The sequence below is a fragment of the Sphingobium aquiterrae genome (assembly GCF_037154135.1).
GTDB lineage: Bacteria > Pseudomonadota > Alphaproteobacteria > Sphingomonadales > Sphingomonadaceae > Sphingobium > Sphingobium aquiterrae.
On record NZ_JBANFL010000001.1, the window covers coordinates 351,211 to 368,719 of the forward strand.

General features: G+C 65.7%; 17 protein-coding genes. 5 read left to right on the forward strand and 12 right to left on the reverse strand.

Annotation, left to right across the window (positions count from 1 at the left end; translation table 11 throughout):
- Window positions 1-136: 136 nt before the first annotated feature.
- On the forward strand, window positions 137-691 hold the full coding sequence (locus WFP78_RS01555; protein ID WP_336958001.1) for an opacity protein: 555 nt from the start codon (window positions 137-139) through the stop codon (window positions 689-691).
- A gap of 940 nt (window positions 692-1,631) precedes the next feature.
- On the opposite strand, the gene WFP78_RS01560 is transcribed toward WFP78_RS01555, so the two are convergent.
- From WFP78_RS01560 to uvrB, 6 genes are all read right to left on the reverse strand, one after another.
- Window positions 1,632-2,186 (reverse strand): hypothetical protein, encoded by a 555-nt coding sequence (locus tag WFP78_RS01560; RefSeq protein WP_336958002.1) that lies wholly within the window; start codon window positions 2,184-2,186, stop codon window positions 1,632-1,634.
- A 72-nt stretch (window positions 2,187-2,258) separates the two neighbouring features.
- The gene (locus tag WFP78_RS01565) at window positions 2,259-2,927 is read right to left on the reverse strand and encodes a 2OG-Fe(II) oxygenase (RefSeq protein ID WP_336958003.1); all 669 of its coding nucleotides are present in this window, start codon (window positions 2,925-2,927) and stop codon (window positions 2,259-2,261) included.
- 109 nt (window positions 2,928-3,036) lie between these two features.
- Window positions 3,037-3,318 carry a HigA family addiction module antitoxin gene (locus tag WFP78_RS01570; RefSeq protein WP_336958004.1) on the reverse strand — a complete coding sequence of 94 codons (282 nt, stop codon included), beginning with the start codon at window positions 3,316-3,318 and terminating at the stop codon, window positions 3,037-3,039.
- Between the two features lie 7 nt (window positions 3,319-3,325).
- Window positions 3,326-3,613, reverse strand: a complete 288-nt coding sequence (locus tag WFP78_RS01575) for a type II toxin-antitoxin system RelE/ParE family toxin (protein ID WP_336958005.1) — start codon at window positions 3,611-3,613, stop codon at window positions 3,326-3,328.
- Between the two features lie 10 nt (window positions 3,614-3,623).
- Window positions 3,624-4,178, reverse strand: a complete 555-nt coding sequence (locus WFP78_RS01580) for a hypothetical protein (protein ID WP_336958006.1) — start codon at window positions 4,176-4,178, stop codon at window positions 3,624-3,626.
- 68 nt (window positions 4,179-4,246) lie between these two features.
- Window positions 4,247-6,427, reverse strand: coding sequence for an excinuclease ABC subunit UvrB (gene uvrB, locus WFP78_RS01585; protein WP_336958007.1), 2,181 nt, complete (start codon window positions 6,425-6,427; stop codon window positions 4,247-4,249).
- Between the two features lie 83 nt (window positions 6,428-6,510).
- Between uvrB and WFP78_RS01590 the strand changes: the two genes are divergently transcribed.
- Window positions 6,511-7,113, forward strand: a complete 603-nt coding sequence (locus tag WFP78_RS01590) for a DUF3617 domain-containing protein (protein ID WP_336958008.1) — start codon at window positions 6,511-6,513, stop codon at window positions 7,111-7,113.
- Window positions 7,114-7,209: 96 nt separating this feature from the next.
- A complete protein-coding gene (locus tag WFP78_RS01595; protein ID WP_336958009.1) occupies window positions 7,210-7,719 on the forward strand; it encodes a DUF3617 domain-containing protein in 510 nt (169 codons plus the stop codon).
- A gap of 164 nt (window positions 7,720-7,883) precedes the next feature.
- On the opposite strand, the gene WFP78_RS01600 is transcribed toward WFP78_RS01595, so the two are convergent.
- The 5 genes from WFP78_RS01600 to WFP78_RS01620 all read right to left on the reverse strand — a co-directional run bounded on the left by WFP78_RS01600 (window position 7,884) and on the right by WFP78_RS01620 (window position 14,743).
- On the reverse strand, window positions 7,884-9,095 hold the full coding sequence (locus tag WFP78_RS01600) for an MBL fold metallo-hydrolase (RefSeq protein WP_336958010.1): 1,212 nt from the start codon (window positions 9,093-9,095) through the stop codon (window positions 7,884-7,886).
- A gap of 136 nt (window positions 9,096-9,231) precedes the next feature.
- Window positions 9,232-10,593 (reverse strand): methyl-accepting chemotaxis protein, encoded by a 1,362-nt coding sequence (locus tag WFP78_RS01605; protein ID WP_336958218.1) that lies wholly within the window; start codon window positions 10,591-10,593, stop codon window positions 9,232-9,234.
- Between the two features lie 239 nt (window positions 10,594-10,832).
- Window positions 10,833-12,353, reverse strand: a complete 1,521-nt coding sequence (locus WFP78_RS01610) for a fumarate hydratase (RefSeq protein WP_336958220.1) — start codon at window positions 12,351-12,353, stop codon at window positions 10,833-10,835.
- Between the two features lie 120 nt (window positions 12,354-12,473).
- The gene (locus WFP78_RS01615) at window positions 12,474-13,988 is read right to left on the reverse strand and encodes an ABC transporter permease/substrate-binding protein (protein WP_336958011.1); all 1,515 of its coding nucleotides are present in this window, start codon (window positions 13,986-13,988) and stop codon (window positions 12,474-12,476) included.
- Window positions 13,985-14,743 (reverse strand): ATP-binding cassette domain-containing protein, encoded by a 759-nt coding sequence (locus WFP78_RS01620; protein WP_336958012.1) that lies wholly within the window; start codon window positions 14,741-14,743, stop codon window positions 13,985-13,987. Before WFP78_RS01620 ends, WFP78_RS01615 begins: the two co-directional genes overlap by 4 nt.
- 159 nt (window positions 14,744-14,902) lie before the next feature.
- On the opposite strand from WFP78_RS01620, the gene WFP78_RS01625 reads away from it, so the two are divergent.
- Window positions 14,903-15,415, forward strand: coding sequence for a flavin reductase family protein (locus tag WFP78_RS01625; RefSeq protein ID WP_336958013.1), 513 nt, complete (start codon window positions 14,903-14,905; stop codon window positions 15,413-15,415).
- A gap of 6 nt (window positions 15,416-15,421) precedes the next feature.
- Here the strand turns inward: WFP78_RS01625 and WFP78_RS01630 are convergent, their stop codons facing one another.
- Window positions 15,422-16,252 carry an ATP-binding protein gene (locus WFP78_RS01630; protein ID WP_336958014.1) on the reverse strand — a complete coding sequence of 277 codons (831 nt, stop codon included), beginning with the start codon at window positions 16,250-16,252 and terminating at the stop codon, window positions 15,422-15,424.
- A gap of 118 nt (window positions 16,253-16,370) precedes the next feature.
- Between WFP78_RS01630 and WFP78_RS01635 the strand changes: the two genes are divergently transcribed.
- On the forward strand, window positions 16,371-17,351 hold the full coding sequence (locus tag WFP78_RS01635; protein WP_336958015.1) for an L-threonylcarbamoyladenylate synthase: 981 nt from the start codon (window positions 16,371-16,373) through the stop codon (window positions 17,349-17,351).
- Window positions 17,352-17,509 lie beyond the last annotated feature (158 nt).

Consider the following 17,509-nt stretch of genomic DNA (forward strand, 5'->3'; position numbering starts at 1 on the left):
CCGGGCGGTTTTTCCCATCGTCGGGGAAACCGGAGCGGCCCCTCGGCCATTGTCCTTTCGCGCCGTTCGAGAGGCGTCGCGCCGGGTCCACACCGTGCGCATTTTTCTGACATCGATGAAAAAAGGGTCGAAAGACATGAAGACACTGCTTCTGGCAGCGCTTGGCGCTGCGACCATCCTTCCCGTTGCCGCGCATGCGCAGGGCGAAGGGACCACCCGCCGCATCGAACCCTATGTCGGCGTGATGGGCGGCATCCATAATTTCGACAGCGAGGGCAACAAGGCCGGCATTCCCCCGGTCGGCTATGATGGCCGCCTGGTGGAGGGCGTGGCCGGCGTGAATGTGAACGTCGCCGGGCCGATCATGCTGGGCGTGGAAGGCAATGCCAGCAAGGGCGTTTCCGGCGATATCGACTGGGAATATGGCGCTGCTGGCCGCGTGGGCGTGAAGGCCGGCAAGGACAGCATGTTCTTCGGCAAGGTCGGCTATCAATGGGTCAATTTCGACGCGTTGGGCAAGGACAGCCGCGACTATGACTGCATGACCTATGGCGCGGGCGTGGAAGTGTCGCCGGTCGATCTGGGCCTTGGCAAGGGCGACAGCAGCAATATCCGCCTGAGGCTGCAGGCCGATACATTCGGTCATTTCAACAGCATCCGTCCAATGGCGGGCGTCGTCGCCAAATTCTGATTCGGATGATGGTGCCGACGGGCTTTGGGGTGTCATGCGACCTGTGCGGTTCGCCTGTTCCCATTCGTCCCCGGAGCATCTTCGGGGCGGGCCCAGCCTGAACAGGCCGGATCAAACGCACGACGCTCCAATGGCCTTCGGACCAAAGACGGCCGGATCGGGACAATCCCGGTCCGGCCGTTCGGCTGGAGCATTGATTGAGCGCGATTTCTTAGAGCGTTTTCACTATAAGCGAAAACGCTCTCGTCCTTTGTTGTCGCATTTTCCGAGCCATTGACCGTAAACGGTCAATTTGAAAATGCTCTAGAACGCGCTGCGTTTGATCGGACGCAGGTCGCGCGCGCTCTTCTTTTGTTGCCGCATCGTTTTTTGCGGAAACGGAGTTCAGCGCAGCTAAAACCGGTTCCCACTTTTCCGCACGATGCTCTAACCAGCGATCGCTTGGAAATCGTTCTATGCGAGGATGATGTGGCGACGCATCGGCCATCGATCGGCGCGCGCCGCATCTGTTGCAAATATGAGAGGGGCCGCCGGGCGCATGATGCCCCGACGGCCCATCATTTGCATGGTCAGCGGCCGGAAGTGCCGCCCAAGGAGAACGTTGGTCGCGCTATCTGCCCGAAATGTTCAGGTGAGACTGCGGAAGCACCCGCACCATGATGATTTCCGGGAGATCGACGCTCTGGCGTCGCTCAGCGGCGCGTTCCCCGAATGGACTTGACCGACCCCATTGCTGAACCATGAGACATCGGATCACCTCCTTTCGCGTTGTTGAAAACCGGCGTGGCCTGGATTTCGAGTGTGCCCTTCACCCGGCCACGTAGCGAATGTGTGCTATTATGATTCGCTGATCAAGGCTTGTAATTTTCTTTTTTCGAATCATACTTCTGCGTCCGCGCCGGAACCTGAAGCGTGAAGCCGCCGGCCGTTGCGGATTCCATCAGCCCCGGCAATCCTCGATCACCCGCGCGATTTCCGCCCATGGCGGCAGCACGAGCGGCGTCATGCCCGGCACTTCGATGGTGAAGCGGCCCCGGCTGTAGGCGATCTGGTCCAGTGTCTGGTCGCTCGCGCCGCGGGCGGCGATCACTTGCGGCACGGGCGCGGCCTGCGTGGCGGCGGGCCATTGCGCCGAACCGAAGCTGGTGCGGATGCTCATCGTCGCGCCTGTCTGCGCCGCCATGCCGCCGCGCGACACCATGATGCGCCGGGTCGACAGCTCGCAGCGGAAGGTCGCGAGCGTCTCGCCCTGCGCCGTGCCGAAGAGCGCGACCCCGCCGCTCGCCTGCAGGCGATAGGTCCAGCCGCCCGGTGTCATCGGCCATTGCGTCCAGTCCGACGAAAGCGCCGGTGCCGGTGGTGTTGGTGCCGGTACGGGGGCGGGCGCCGGCGCGGGACGGGGCGCCTCACGCGGCGGCGCGACGCAGGAGGAGAGCAGGGCCAGCGTCAGCATGGCCAGCGGCTTTCGGGCGCGAAGTGACGGACGGATGGACATGGCGTCCTCTATGGCCCGCCCCCATGCGCCGCTCAACCGCTAATCCGTCCAGCCGCGGCTGCCGGGCGGCGATCAGGGCGCGTCGTGGAAGATCAGGCCCAGCACGAAGCGCTCGCCGCTTTCCACCCGCGCGACGCCGTGGCGCATCTGGACGCGATGATAGCCTTTCGCGCCCTGCACCGGCCGCTCGCGCACCGGGAAGATGGCGGCGTCGCCCTGACGCAACGGCACGATTTCCGCGCGGGACTGCATGCGCGGGCGCTGTTCGGTGAGCACGAAGGCGCCGCCGGTGAAATCCCGCTCCGGCTGCGATAGCAATATGGCGGCCTGCAGCGGGAAGATGGCGGGGCCATAGACATCCTGATGCAGCGCGTTCCAGTCCCCGGCATGGTAGCGCAGCAGCAGCGGTGTCGCCTTGTCCTGCCCGGCCAGCGCGCAACGGTCGAGAAAGGCGGCGTGGGTGGCGGGATAGATGTCGGCGCTGCCAAGCGCCGCGGCCCAGCGATTGGCGACACCCGCCAGCGGCGCATACAGCGCGTCGCGCAGCGCCGCCACGGTCGCGGGCAGGGGATAGCGGAAATAGCGATAGCTGCCCCGGCCATAGCCATGGCGCTCCATCACCACCGCCTTGCGGAAGGTGGAGGGGTCGTCCCACAGCGCGATCGTCGCGGCGCATTGGTCTGGGGAAAGCAGCGCGGGGACATGCGCGGCGCCACGGGTGTCGAGGGCGGAAAGGTCCATGGGCGCGACCATAGCAGCAAGCGCTGTGCCTGCCTCCTGCTGCTTGCGTTCAAAAGGCTGCCGTAACAGCGCGAATGCCGGACGCATTTTCCGCCCGAGCAATCTTGGCTCAAGCCGCTCGCCGGGTGATCCGCGCCAGTTCGTCGCCATGGGCGCGGCGCTCTTCTTCCAGATCATAGTCGATCTGGAGACCCATGAAAAAGCCCTCGCTCATGCCGAAATAGCGGGCCAAGCGAAGGTCGATATTGGCGTCGACCGGCGCTTTCTCGGCGAGAATGGCCGTCAGCTGGTCATGCGCGATGCCCGCGCCTTCGATTACTTCCTGAAGCGGAATATCGCTGCCGATCAGGAAATCCTCACGCAGAATCGCGCCCGGATGGACATTGTCCAACAGGTCGTCATCCCTTGTGATAGTCCTCGATCCGGACATTCTCTGCGCCTCCGTCAGACCAGTTGAACGTGATGTGCCACTGGTCGTTGATCCGGAGACTATATCGTAAAGGCGTGAAGCCTTTCAACTGCTCGAACCGATTTCCCAACGGAATGCGCAGATCGTAGAGGCTGAGACAGTTGTGGAGCTGCCGCAATTTCCGTCGCGCTGTCTGCTGGATGTCCGTTGGCAGCTTACGGCTGCGCTGGCCGACCCAGACTGTCTCCGTTTCAGGATTGGCGAAGGAACGGATCATGTGCTTGATCTTATTCAGCTATTGCATGAGCAAGGATGATGTTTGCAATTTTTCTGGCTTCTTGCTGTGACAGATCAAATGGCAAGCCTGCAATTTGAATCGTCAAGTCGGCCCTCAAAGGTATTGGGAGTACAGAAATCCCCGGCGGAGGAGTGGTTGGATAGTGGGGTTCTAAGGCAGGAGATTTTTCTAAAGGCGGCACTTGTGGCCTATTCTGGGTGGCTTCGACTGCCTTTTTCGTTCGGGTGCGCTGTTGAATGCTGGGTTTGAATCCCAACGGATTCTCTACATACACACGAAAATCATCTAGCGCCGATTTGATTCGGCTTTTGTAGGTCTGCAAGCTCTCAGTCGTATATTTGTCACGGTTCAAATTGTGGAACCTGAGCATTAGTTGGTCGAGATCCACTATCGTTACATCATGAGATTCGGTTTCATCGAGGATCGCCAGTACTTGATTTGCCGAGGCTCGCCGAGATGCAGCCGTTCCAGGCGCGATCATTCCTTTATCGTTGAGCCAATCCAGAAACCTGAAAAAATCTTCACGTGAACGATTTGAGGTCATGGCTTGATCCTTTCTCAAGCCATAGATAATATAAATTTATGCAATTGCAAATATGAAATTTAATCTGTCTAAGAAAATTTCCGCGTCGTCTTCCCGTATCGCATCTTCCGCGTGCCCGGTTTGCCTTCGGTCGCCCGTCCCCGTGGCGCGGCGACCTGCTGCTCGTGGGGCAGGCCGAGTTCTTCGGCTTCCAGCTTGCGGATTTCGTCCCTGATGCGGCCGGCTTCCTCGAATTCCAGGTCGGCGGCGGCGGCGCGCATCTTCTTTTCCAGGTCCTCGATATAGGCGCGCAGATTGTGGCCGACGAGGTGGGGCTTGTCTTCGATCCCCGTGTCGATCGTCACCTGATCCTTGCTCGCGACATGGGCGATGATGTCGCCGATGTTGCGCTTGATCGTGGTGGGGGTGATGCCGTGCTCGGCATTATAGGCTTCCTGCTTCTCGCGCCGGCGGCTGGTTTCGTTGAGCGCGCGCTCCATGCTGCCGGTGATCCGGTCGGCATAGAGGATCACGCGGCCGTCGACATTGCGCGCGGCGCGGCCGATCGTCTGGATCAGCGAGGTCTCGCTACGCAGGAAGCCTTCCTTGTCGGCATCCAATATCGCGACCAGCCCGCATTCGGGAATGTCCAGCCCCTCGCGCAGCAGGTTGATGCCGACCAGCACGTCATAGACGCCTAGCCGCAGGTCGCGGATCAACTCGATACGCTCCAGCGTCTCGACATCCGAGTGCATGTAGCGGACCTTGATGCCCGCCTCGTGCATGAACTCGGTCAGGTCCTCGGCCATGCGCTTGGTCAGCGTGGTGACGAGGGTGCGATAGCCCTGCGCGGCGACCTTCCGTGCTTCGTTGATCAGGTCGTCCACCTGATCCTCCACCGGCTTGATCTCGACCGGCGGGTCGATGAGGCCGGTGGGGCGGATCACCTGCTCGCTGAACACGCCGCCGGTCTGCTCCATCTCCCAATGGCCGGGCGTGGCGGAGACGCTGACGGTCTGCGGGCGCATCACGTCCCACTCGTTGAAGCGCAGCGGGCGGTTGTCGATGCAGCTGGGCAGGCGGAAGCCATATTCGGCGAGCGTGATCTTGCGGCGATGGTCGCCGCGCGCCATCGCGCCGATCTGCGGCACGGTCTGGTGGCTTTCGTCCACGAACAGTAGGGCGTTTTCGGGCAGATATTCGAACAGCGTCGGCGGCGGCTCGCCGGGCATGCGGCCGGTGAGGAAGCGGGAATAATTCTCGATCCCCGCGCAGCTGCCGGTCGCTGCGATCATCTCCAGGTCGAAATTGGTGCGTTGTTCCAGGCGCTGGGCCTCCAGCAGCTTGCCCTCGGCCACCAGTTCTTTCAGCCGTTCGGTCAGTTCGTGGCGGATCGCCTCCATCGCCTGCTTCAGCGTCGGGCCGGGGGTGACATGGTGGCTGTTGGGGAAGACCTTCACATAGTCCAGGGTCGCGATCTTCTTGCCGCTCAGCGGATCGAATTCGACAATGTCCTCGATCTCGTCGCCAAAGAAGCTGATCCGCCAGGCGGTGTCCTCATAGTGGCTGGGGAAGATTTCGAGATTGTCACCCTTCACGCGGAAGTTGCCGCGCGCGAAACCGGCGTCGTTGCGCTTATACTGCAGCGCGACCAGCTTGCGGATGATCTCGCGCTGGTCCTCGACCCCGCCCTTCTTCATCGCAAAGGTCATGGCCGAATAGGTCTCGACCGAGCCGATGCCGTAGAGGCAGGAGACGGACGCGACGATGATGACATCGTCCCGTTCCAGCAACGCGCGGGTGGCCGAGTGGCGCATCCGGTCGATGCTCTCGTTTACCGAGCTTTCCTTCTCGATATAGGTGTCGGACCGGGCGACATAGGCTTCGGGCTGGTAATAGTCGTAATAGCTGACGAAATATTCGACCGCGTTTTCCGGGAAGAAGCTCTTGAACTCGCCATAAAGCTGGGCGGCGAGGATCTTGTTCGGCGCAAGGATGAGCGCCGGGCGTTGCAATGCCTCGATCACCTTCGCCATGGTGAAGGTCTTGCCGGAGCCGGTGACGCCCAGCAGCACCTGATCCTTCTCGCCCGTCAGCGCGGTTTCCACCAGTTCGGCGATGGCGGTCGGCTGGTCGCCCGAGGGTTCATATTCGCTGACCAGCGTGAACGGCCGCCCGCCCTCGGTCTTCTCCGGGCGCGCGGGGCGGTGGGGAATGAAGGCTTCGCCGGTGTCCGGTTCGTCCAGGGTGGTTCTGATTTGAATCGCCATCGCCGATTGATATGGTTCGCCATGGGGGCGGACGCAACATGGGAAGACTCATGGCGACAGATGCTCCCGGCGATGGAGGGATTATGATGCGCTTGACCATGCTGGCCTTCACCTGTTCGCTGCTTGCCCTTTCGGGCTGCGGCACGTCCGACAAGACCGCCAGCGGTGGTGGCAGTGGCGCCGGCGGCAATGGCGCGGCGCCCGCCGCCGGTGCGCCGCAATCCGCCGCGGACGTCGCCGGCCAGGCGGCGCAGGTCAGGCTGAAGCCCGGCCAGTGGGAATCGACCTTCGAGATTGCCGACCTGACCATGGCCGGCCTGCCCCAGGGCGTGCCGCAGGATGCGATGAAGGATCAGATGAAGGCGGCGATGAGCAAGCGCGCCATCCGCCACTGCGTGACCCCGGAAGAGGCCGCGAAACCCGATGGCTCGCTGTTCGCCAATCAGGACAGGAACTGCACCTATACCGGCTTCGACATGAGCGGCGGCATGGTGAAGGGCAATGTGCGGTGCGACCGGGAGGGCACGATCACCAATGCCTCCATGACGGGGCATTATGCGCCGGAACGCTATGACATGGTGATGGACATGACGATGGCCGGCGGTCCCAGGGGCATGACCATGACCATGAAGGCGAAAAGCGCGGGCAAATGGGTCGGTGCCCAGTGCGCGGCGGGCAGTGAATGAGCCCTTTGCGCGGTCGTCGGCAAGGCGGCTTGCATCCGGCCGGCAATGCATGACACCTTGCCCCCGTTCGACGCAACAAAACAGGGGAGAGGAACCATGCGCGGATTTCTGATGATGGCGGCATTGACGGGGCTTTCGGCCTGCGGGTCGGAACCGGCGGCGCAGGCGCCGGCGGAAGACCCGCCGGTGCTGCTGAAGGCGGGGCAGTGGACGCTGTCGCGCACGCAGACAGGCTATAATACCGCGACCGTCACGGCGCAGGAATATGCGGCCAAGGTCGGCATCAAGAGCGAGGACAAGATCTGCCTTGCCGTCGATGCGGCCGGCGTGCCGGACCCCGATGGGCTGGCGGGCAAGGATGGCAGCGACTGCACCTACAAGGAGAAGACGATCCGCAAGGGCCGCTTCATCGCCACGCTTGAATGCAAGGCGGGATCGGGCACGTCGGAACTGCTGCTGGAGGGCAATTACAAGCCCGACAGCATGACCATGGGCGTCAGCATGACGAAATCGGTGGATGGCCATCCGGTGTTGCGGACGACGCATGACCTGACAGGCCAGCGGACGGGGGATTGCGCCCCGGAGGCCGCGAAAACCGGCGGCTGAACCAGGATAAGGAGGACCGGCGGCGTGCAGCCCGGAGCGTTTTCACATTGCGCGAAAACGCTCCGGTCTTTGTCGCCGCATTTTCGAACCGGATGATCGTTTCACGGGCATCCTGAAAATGCTCCAGGCTGGCCGTCGGTGCTTCCGCCTGCCCGCACATGCTTTCAGGGCAGGGCGGCAATCGCCTTCCGGTCGCAGCGGCGCGGCACGTTGGGGGCGATCTCGCCCGTGCCGGGGACCATGATGGTCTGGCCAAAGCGCAATGGGGCGAAGCGCTTGCGGGCGATGCCGGCGCATGCCAGCTCCAGTGCCAGCATGCGCGGCGGCGTGTCCCACGCTTCCCATGACAGGCGGAAGGTGCCCCAGTGGATGGGGATGGCCGTGGTCGCGCCCAGCCGCTGGAATAGCGCGACCGCCGTGCGCGGCCCGATGTGCGAATCGGCCTCCATCTGCCCCGGCGCGAAGCGGAAGGCGCCGATGGGGATGATGGCGAGGCGGATCGGCCCATCGGCCCGCGCCTGATCGGCCCAGCGCAGGTCGCCTGCGCCCGTGTCCCCGGTAAAGAAGATGCGGCCGGCGCGCGTCTCGACAAGGAAGGCGGACCAGAGCGCGCGGTTGCGGTCCACGCCCCAGCGGCTGCTCCAGTGATGGCTGCGGATCGCGCGGACGCGATAATCGGGGCAATGTTCATATTGCCCGCATTGCACGACCGCCCATTCGGGGCCCTTGCCGGTCAGCTCCGCGCCGGTCGCCGACTGGCCCCAGTCCATCCCGCGCGCGGTTATGCCGTTGGCGGCGAGCAGGCTTTCATTGCCCAGCGCCGTCACGATCACCGGCCTGTCCCGCTCCCACAGCTTTTTCAGCGTCGGAATGTCGAGATGGTCGTAATGATTATGGCTGATGAGGATGAGGTCGATCTTCGGCAGGTCCGCGAACCGGATGCCGGGCTGCGCGACGCGCTTCGGGCCGAGCGGCGGGAAGGGGCTGGCATAGTCGGACCAGGTCGGGTCGGTCAGGATGTTGAGCCCGGCGGCCTGCACCAGCACCGTCGCATGGCCGACCCAGGTCGCCTTCATCCCGCGCGGCGCGGCGAAGGGCATGGGCTTGCCCGGCTTCACCGCCACCGCATCGGGCCAGCGCGGCCGCCCGTCCGATCCCGTCAGCCAGCGCGCGAGATAGCCGACCGGGCTGCTCTGCTGATTGCCGCCCGGCCCGTTGAAGCGAATCTCGCCATCGGGATTGAAGAACCGTGCGCCGTCATAATGGCTGCTCATCGGGCCGGCATGATAGCGGCGATCCAAGAACGTGGGGACGATGACGACGGCGAGGCACAGCAGGATGACGATCCACAGCAGCCCGGCCCCCGCGCCCCTCATCACTTTGCCAACGAGGTGCATGCCTTCTCCGCGCGATCCGTCCGCTTGCCATAGCGTTACGCCCTGCGGGGGCAAGGGGGGACGAGCGGTCGAGGCGACGAGTGGAGGATGGGGCCGCTATCGGCGGACGGGGCCTTCAGCCCTGATCCTCATAGGCCAGCTGCAGGATGCCCCAATGCCGCCCGCGCACATGGACGGAGGCGATGACCTGCTTCAGCAGCACGACGCCGCCGCCGGCCAATGGGCGGCGATAGGCCTTGAGCATGAAGGGCCGCATGGTGCGGCACTGTTCCCGCGTGGTCGCGTCGTCGAAGACCAGCCCCGCGCGCGAATGCTCGGCGTTCCAGGCATCCTCGCCCGGCCGCTGGGTTTGCGAGCGTTCCGGCATCGCGACCGCGCCAAAGGCGTTGCGGTCGGTGAAGGTCATGCCGAAAAAGCCGGTCAGGGCGCGTGCGGCCTCCTGATGCGGACGGGCCGCGGGGGTGATGAAGGGCTGGGCGGGGTGGGCGAATTGCGGCGGGTTGGTGCCGGGGATCGGTTGGTAATGATCGCTGAACAGCTCGGCTTCGGTCACTAGGCCATCGGCAAGCGCCTGTTCCAGCATTTCCGACGTGCCCTGCGCCGTCGCGAGGCCGAAGCGGATATAGGGCGAATCGGGGATTTCCACGCCGCTCTCGGCGAAATATTGCAGCAGCGTGTTGGTGTCGTCGCTGGCCGTCGTCACCCGGCCGGACAGGCGCTGGAGGCCGGAGGCATTGTCGGCGGACGTGTTGGCCAGCGCGCCCAGGCCCGAGCGGATGCTGCCCACCGCCGTCACCATCGAACCGATGCGGTCGGCGACGGAATCGCTGTCGTCGGAAAGCCCGCGCATCAGCGCGCCCAGCCGGTCGACCAGCGCCTCGATATCCTTGGCGCCCTTATGCGCGGACTTCGCCTTTTCCACGCCATGGCCGATGCTGTCGAGCATGCCGACCGCCTCGCCGGTGAGCGCGCGGATCGATTCCTCGATGGTCTGGGTGGCGGCGGCGGTTTCCTGCGCCAGCTTCTTCACCTCGCTGGCGACCACGGCGAACCCGCGACCGGCATCGCCCGCGCGCGCCGCCTCGATGGTGGCGTTGAGGGCCAGCAGATTGGTCTGGCTGGCAATGCCGCTGATGACGCCGGTGACATGGCCGACGGTCGAAAGCGCTTCATTGAAGGCGCCCAGGCTGGCGTGGATGCGGCTGACCTCGTCGATCAGGTCCACGACATCGACGGTCGCGCCGGAAAGCTGGCGGCTGCTGTCCTCGATCACGGCCTTGGCGGTGATCGCCTTTTCGCGCGCTTCGAGCGCGGCGGCAGCGACATCCTCGCTGTCGCTGGCAAGGCGCACGGCATTGCCGCCGATCGCCTCGATCGTGCCGGCCTGATCGGTGACGCGCTCGGCCAGCTCGGTGATATCCGCCTGCAGATCGAGCGTGCGAATCCCCAGGTCGCCTGACAGCTTCGCCGCCTTCATCACTGTCTGAGACAGATCCACGCTCATCCCCTGAATGCCAAACAGGGTCGGGCGTAAGCGAAGAGAGTTAAGGAAGCTTTAGGGCGCGGGGATCGGGGACATGGTCGGCAGCATCCATGCGAAGACAATGGGCGCCCGGGGATGACCGCATTTCGCATGTCTTCCCAAGCGCCCATTGTTGGCCGCCGATGCTATCGGCGCAGGATATGCGCGGCGGGGATGCTGTGCCCCCGCCCGGATCATGCCTTTTCGAGCAGCTTTTCCCGGGCGATCTTCTCGCGCCAGACCAGCGGGGCGAGGTGGTGGACGCTCTGGCCGTCGCTGTCCACGGCGACGGTGACGGGCATGTCCTGCACCTCGAACTCGTAGATCGCTTCCATGCCCAGATCGTGGAAGCCCACGACCTTGCTACCCTTGATCGCCTTCGCCACCAGATAGGCCGCGCCGCCGACCGCCATCAGATAGGCGGACTTGTGGTCCTTGATCGCGTCGATGGCTTGTCCGCCGCGCTCGGCCTTGCCGACCATGGCGAGCAGGCCCTGTTCCAGCATCATGCGGGTGAAACTGTCCATGCGGGTGGCGGTGGTGGGGCCGGCGGGGCCGACCACTTCCTCGCCTACCGGATCGACCGGGCCGACATAATAGATCACGCGACCCTTGAACTCGACCGGCAGCGCCTCGCCGGCGTCCAGCATGTCCTTGATCCGCTTGTGTGCGGCGTCGCGGCCGGTGAGCATCTTGCCGTTCAGCAGCAGGCGGTCGCCCTGTTTCCAGCTCTGCACGACGTCCGGCGTCAGCGTGTCGAGGTCGACGCGGATCGCCGCCTTGTCCGGCGCCCAGTTGACGTCGGGCCATTCGCTGAGCTTGGGCTGTTCCAGATAGGCGGGGCCGGAGCCGTCCAGCGTGAAATGCGCGTGGCGGGTGGCGGCGCAGTTGGGGATCATCGCGACCGGTTTGCCCGCGGCGTGGCAGGGCGCGTCCATGATCTTCACGTCGAGGATGGTCGAGAGGCCGCCAAGCCCCTGCGCGCCGATGCCCAGCGCGTTGACCTTGTCGAAAATCTCGATGCGCAGCGCCTCGATATCGTTCTGGGGTCCGCGCAGTTTCAGCTGACCCATGTCGATCGGGTCCATCAGCGCCTTCTTGGCCAGCAGCACGCAATGTTCCGCCGTGCCGCCGATGCCGATGCCCAGCATGCCGGGCGGGCACCAGCCGGCGCCCATTTGCGGGATCATCTCCAGCACCCAGTCGACGATGGAATCGCTGGGGTTCATCATCTTGAACTTCGACTTGTTCTCGCTGCCGCCGCCCTTGGCCGCGACATCGACGCTGACCTTCGATCCCGGCACCATCTCGACATGGAGCACGCAGGGCGTGTTGTCCTTGGTATTGCGGCGGGTGAAGGCGGGATCGGCGAGGACCGAGGCGCGCAGCTTGTTCTCCGGGTGGAGATAGGCGCGGCGCACGCCTTCGTCCACGACCTCCTGCAGCGACTTCGATGTGTCGTCCAGGCGGCAGTCCATGCCCCATTTGACGAAGACGTTGACGATGCCGGTATCCTGGCAGATCGGGCGATGCCCCTCCGCGCACATGCGGCTGTTGGTCAGGATCTGCGCAATGGCGTCCTTGGCGGCGGGCGACTGTTCTGCCTCATAGGCTTCGCCCAGCGCGCGGATATAATCCATCGGGTGATAATAGCTGATGAACTGAAGGGCGTCGGCGACGCTCTCGATCAGGTCGGCTTCCTTGATGATGGTCATGGCCGTGGTGCCCCAATAGCTTGCATGAGTCCCTCGCATGTCTTGCTGCATGTGCGTATTGCGGGGTCGCTATACGCCTTTGTCCGGGGCTGTCCAGATGCCCGCCGGGCGCGACGCCGATCATTTCCCGATGCGCCGGGCGAGCCATATCGCGGCCGCTTCCGGGCTCTGTTTGGCGCTGTCGCGGTCCACGCGGTAATTGGCCTGCCGCATGGGTTCCACGCCGATCCGGCCGAGCAGGGGCGTGAGCGTCCGCACGAAATGGCGATCTTTCATGCGCCTGCCCGCGACCAGCAGCAGCGCGTCATAGCCGGGGATCGCGCCACGCGGATCGGTGAGCACGGTCAGCCGGTCGGCGGCGATCCGCCCGTCGGAGGAAAAGGCGGAGATCACGTCCACCGTGCCGCTGCCCAGCGCGCGATACATGAAGCTGGGCGCATAGGCGCGGGTCGCGGCGAAGCGCATGGGGTAGGCGGCCTTCACCGCCCGCCATTCGGGGCGCTCCAGAAATTCCAGGTCCGAACCCAGGGTCAGCCCGGGCGAGGCGCGGGCAAGGTCGTCCAGCGTGGCGATGCCCCTGGCCCTTGCCTCGTCCCCGCGCATGGCGAAGGCATAGGCATTCTCGAACCCCAGCGGGCCCAGCAGCCGGGCGCCGCCCGGGCGCTGCATCCAGCGGTCGAGCGCGGCGATCATCGTGGCGCGCGGGGGCACGTCCGTCCGCTTCATCTCATTGGTCCACAGCGTGCCGGCATAGTCGACATAGACGTCGATATCGCCGCTCTCCAGCGCGCGGAAGATCACGGCGGAACCAAGCCCCTCGCGATAGCGCACCGCATAGCCGGCGCGTTCCAGCCGGTTGCCGATCAGCTGGGCGAGGATATATTGTTCGGAGAAATTCTTGGCGCCGATGGTGACGGTCCTGACCGGGCTGTTCCACAGGCGGGGGGCAAGCGCGAGCGCAAGGCCCGTGCAGAGCAGCGCAAGGCCGGTCCAGACCCAAAGCCTCCGCCTCCGCCTGACGCCTGCCTCGATCAGCCCCAGCAGCCCGTCGACCAGCAGGGCGAGCAGCGCGGCGGCGATGCAGCCCCGCAGCACCAGCGCCCAGTTCTGGGTCTGCAGGCCCGCGAAGATCGGATCGCCAAGGCTGGGTTGCCCGACGGTGGTGGAAAGGGTGGCCGCGCCGATCGTCCAGACCGCCGCGGTACGGATGCCGGCCATCAGCACCGGCATCACCAGCGGGATTTCGACCAGACGCAGCCGCTGGGCCGGGCTCATGCCGATGGCCTCGGCCGCCTCGATGACGGCGGGATCGAGCCCGGCAAGGCCGGTGACGCCGTTGCGCAGGATCGGCAGCACCGCATAGAGGCCGAGCGCCAGCAGCGCGGGCAGGAAGCCCAGCGCCGGAATGCCGCCGCCGACCAGCGCGGAAAGCCACAGCAGCACCGGATAGAAGAGCGCCAGCAGCGCGAGCGCCGGCACCGTCTGGATCAGGCTGGCCGTGCCGAGCGCCACGCGCGCGACATGGGCGTTGCGCGCGGAAAGCAGCGTCAGCGGCAGGGCGATCAGCAGGCCCAGCACCAGCGCGGCGGCGGAAAGCAGGATATGGGCGGAGAGGGGGGCGAGCAGATCGCTCATCCGGCGAGGTCCGCGATCCGGCGGGCCTGATCGCGCGGCACGGCGACCAGCGCGTCGGCAATCGCGCCGCCTTTGCCCGCCAGCAGGTCGGTCGGCGTGCCGTCCGCGACGATCCCGCCATGGTGCATCACGACGATGCGGTCGGCCAGCAGCAGCGCCTCGGCCATGTCATGCGTGACCATGATGGTCGTGAGCCCCAGTCGGTCGTGCAGCGCGCGCACCTCTTTTCCCAGCGCGTCGCGCGTCACTGGATCGAGCGCGCCGAAGGGTTCGTCCATCAACAGGATCGCGGGCCGGGTCGCAAGCGCGCGGGCGACGCCGACACGCTGGCGCTGCCCGCCGGACAGCGCATCGGGCATGCGGCCCGCCATCCCGCCGGGCAGGTCGACCAGCGCGAGGAGGGCGGCAATCTGTGTATCGCTGCAGGTCTCGCCCGCGATCCGGGGGCCGATGGCGATATTTTCCGCGACCGTCATATGCGGGAACAGCCCGATATTCTGGAACACATAGCCGATGGAGCGGCGCAGCGCCCTGACCGGCTGCGCCTCCACCCGCACCCCATGGACCCGCACGCTGCCCTGATCGGGTTGCACAAGGCGGTTGATGGTCTTGAGCAGGGTCGACTTGCCCGATCCCGAGGCGCCCACCAGCGCGACGAAGCCGCCACGGGCAATGGTGAGATCGACCGAGGCGAGCGCTTCCACCGCCCCGAACCGCACGCCGACGCCGGACAAGGCGATCGCCGGATCGGCCATGGACCCTTGGCAAGGCGGGGATGCGGCCAATACGGCTCCTTTTCTGCCGGCATGTGCGCGATACCGGCGGGCCGGTCGGGCGATCCTATGAGGATTTCTTCATCGCTTACAAGACGTGCCGGGCTGGACAGCGGGCGGCGGCACTGGCATTTCCAGGTTATGAGCACGGCCATGATCATCGAACCGGCGACCTTCCGCCACATCCTGGGTCATTATCCGACGGGCGTCTGCGTGATCAGCGCGCTGGGGGAGGATGGCGTGCCGGTGGGCATGGCGGTGGGGTCTTTCACCTCCGTTTCGCTGGACCCGCCGTTGGTGGCGTTCTTCCCCGACCGGGGATCGTCGAGCTGGCCGAAGATCGAGAAGGCCGGGCGCTTCTGCGTCAATGTGCTGGCGGAGGATCAGGAACATCTGTGCCGCCGCTTTGCCGCGCGGATCGAAAACAAGTTCGAAGGGCTGGATTATCGCCTTTCGGACAGCGGCCTGCCGATATTGGGCGATGTCGTCGCCTGGATCGAATGCACGCTGCATGCGGTGCATGAGGCGGGCGACCATTTCATCGTGCTGGGCCGGGTGGACGCGCTGGATATCGAGCGGGGCAGCCATCCGTTGCTGTTCGTGCGTGGCGGCTATGGCCAGTTCTCGCCCTTCCCGCCGGTGGACGCGGGCTGACCGGCCCTAAAGCGTCCGCCCGGCGCGTCCGGCAAGTTCCACCACATATTGCCAGGCGACGCGGCCCGAGCGGCTGCCGCGTTGCGTGGCCCACTGGATCGCCTCCAGCGGATCGAAGCTCAGGCCCAGATCCCGCGCATAGCCGCTGACGATGGCGACATAGGCATCCTGATCGATGGCGTGGAAGCCCAGGCTGAGCCCGAAACGGTCGGAAAGCGCCATCTTGTCGTCCACCGTGTCGCGTGGGTTGATCGGATCGTCCTGCTCGCTCATCTGGCGCGGCACGATGTGGCGGCGGTTGGATGTCACATAGAGCCGCACATTGGCGGGCCGCGCCGCCGCGCCGCCCTGCAGCAGGGACCGCAGCGTGCGGGCGTCGCCGCCATGGCCCGCGGCGTCGCCACCGTCGAAGCCCAGATCGTCGACGAACAGGACGAATGGCCGTGAGGACGCGCCCAGCAGCGCGAACAGGCGCGGCAGGCTGGACAGGCTGTCGCCCGCGCACTGCACCAGCGCGATGTCCGCGCCTTCCTCCTGCAACTGGCCGACGACCGCGCCGACGCTGGCCGACTTGCCGGTGCCGCGCGCGCCCCAGAGCAGCACGTCATGGGCGGCATGGCCGGCGGCATGGCGGCGGGTATTTTCCAGCAGCACGCTCTTCTGCGCGTCGATGCCGCTCAGCAGCGGATAGTCGACCGGCGCGAAGCGGGCGACCGGGGCCAGCGCCTCGCCATCCCAGCCATAGGCCGGGTGCGCGCCGAGATCGACCGGCGGGGCGGGCGGGGGCGCGAGGCGTTCCAGCGCCTCGGCGATGCGGAGCATGATGCTGTCTGTCATGCGGGCGGTCTATCGCCCGCGCGGGCGGGCCGCAACCCGCTGAAAAGGGCCGGTCGTTCTGTCACGGGAATGACGCTTTGCGCTTTTACCCGGATTTGCGTGGAGCTATAGGCAGGGCGTGACCATTTCCAATCAGGTTCAATCGACGCGGATCAGGCGCTATGACACTGCCGCGCTGCGCGAGGGCGCCCTGCTGATCCGCGCGGGCGAGCCCGTCGCCGTGCCCACCGAGACGGTCTACGGCCTTGCCGCCGACGCGACCGACAGCCGCGCGGTGGCGGCGATCTATGCGGCCAAGGGGCGGCCCAGCTTCAACCCGCTGATCGTGCATGTGGCGGACATGGCCATGGCGGAAGGGATCGCCGCCTTTTCCGATGTCGCCAGAGCGCTGGCGACGACCTTCTGGCCCGGACCGCTGACCCTGGTGCTGCCGCTGCGCGCCGGCGCGGGTATTTCGCCGCTGGTGACGGCGGGGCTGCCGACCATCGCGCTGCGCATGCCCGCCCATCCCGCCATGCAGGGGCTGATCCGGGAGAGCGGCCGCCCGCTGGCCGCGCCGTCGGCCAATCGCAGCGGCGGGATCAGCCCGACGCGCGCGGAGCATGTCGTCGCCAGCCTGGGGGGGCAGGTGGCGCTGGTGCTGGATGCCGGGCCGACCAGCGAGGGGCTGGAATCCACGATTGTCGCGCCCGGAGACGGCGTGCTGCGCCTGCTGCGCCCCGGCCCGGTAACGCCGGCGATGCTGGAGGCGGCGACTGGCCTGCCAGTGTCGGGCATGGCGGGATCGGGCGCGGCCGGCGTTGCCGATGGCGGCACGGTGGAGGCGCCGGGTCAGCTCGCCAGCCATTATGCGCCGGGCAAGCCGTTGCGCCTCAACGCGCTGCGGGCCGCGCGCGACGAATATCTGATCGGTTTCGGCCTGATGCCCTGCACGCTCAACCTCAGCCCCGAAGCGGACCTGGCGGAAGCGGCGGCCAATCTGTTCGCGGCCCTGCACCTGGCCGATGAGAGCGCCGCTCCCAGCATCGCCATCGCGCCGATCCCGAACGAAGGCATCGGCATCGCCATCAACGATCGCCTGCGCCGCGCGGCGGCTTAGCCCCCAGGGCCGCTCGACATTCAGCTCAGGTGGAGCCGAAAAGGGTGATTTTCGAGCACCGGAGCGCAGCCTACTTTCAGTAGGTGAGCACCGGAGCACAGGAAATCGCTCTTTGCAGGCCCGCATGGGCTGGATGTCGATCGGTCCTAGCCCTGCCG

Excerpts from the sequence above, each read along its gene's own strand:
- WFP78_RS01605 (WP_336958218.1), bottom strand. The coding sequence starts at position 10,593 with ATGAAGGCGGCGAAGCTGTCAGGCGACCTGGGGATTCGCACGCTCGAT.
- WFP78_RS01625 (WP_336958013.1), top strand. The coding sequence starts at position 14,903 with ATGAGCACGGCCATGATCATCGAACCGGCGACCTTCCGCCACATCCTG.
- WFP78_RS01595 (WP_336958009.1), top strand. The coding sequence starts at position 7,210 with ATGCGCGGATTTCTGATGATGGCGGCATTGACGGGGCTTTCGGCCTGC.
- WFP78_RS01575 (WP_336958005.1), bottom strand. The coding sequence starts at position 3,613 with ATGATCCGTTCCTTCGCCAATCCTGAAACGGAGACAGTCTGGGTCGGC.
- WFP78_RS01600 (WP_336958010.1), bottom strand. The coding sequence starts at position 9,095 with ATGAGGGGCGCGGGGGCCGGGCTGCTGTGGATCGTCATCCTGCTGTGC.
- WFP78_RS01560 (WP_336958002.1), bottom strand. The coding sequence starts at position 2,186 with ATGTCCATCCGTCCGTCACTTCGCGCCCGAAAGCCGCTGGCCATGCTG.
- uvrB (WP_336958007.1), bottom strand. The coding sequence starts at position 6,427 with ATGGCGATTCAAATCAGAACCACCCTGGACGAACCGGACACCGGCGAA.
- WFP78_RS01565 (WP_336958003.1), bottom strand. The coding sequence starts at position 2,927 with ATGGACCTTTCCGCCCTCGACACCCGTGGCGCCGCGCATGTCCCCGCG.
- WFP78_RS01590 (WP_336958008.1), top strand. The coding sequence starts at position 6,511 with ATGATGCGCTTGACCATGCTGGCCTTCACCTGTTCGCTGCTTGCCCTT.
- WFP78_RS01610 (WP_336958220.1), bottom strand. The coding sequence starts at position 12,353 with ATGACCATCATCAAGGAAGCCGACCTGATCGAGAGCGTCGCCGACGCC.
- WFP78_RS01555 (WP_336958001.1), top strand. The coding sequence starts at position 137 with ATGAAGACACTGCTTCTGGCAGCGCTTGGCGCTGCGACCATCCTTCCC.
- WFP78_RS01615 (WP_336958011.1), bottom strand. The coding sequence starts at position 13,988 with ATGAGCGATCTGCTCGCCCCCCTCTCCGCCCATATCCTGCTTTCCGCC.
- WFP78_RS01620 (WP_336958012.1), bottom strand. The coding sequence starts at position 14,743 with ATGGCCGATCCGGCGATCGCCTTGTCCGGCGTCGGCGTGCGGTTCGGG.
- WFP78_RS01580 (WP_336958006.1), bottom strand. The coding sequence starts at position 4,178 with ATGACCTCAAATCGTTCACGTGAAGATTTTTTCAGGTTTCTGGATTGG.
- WFP78_RS01630 (WP_336958014.1), bottom strand. The coding sequence starts at position 16,252 with ATGACAGACAGCATCATGCTCCGCATCGCCGAGGCGCTGGAACGCCTC.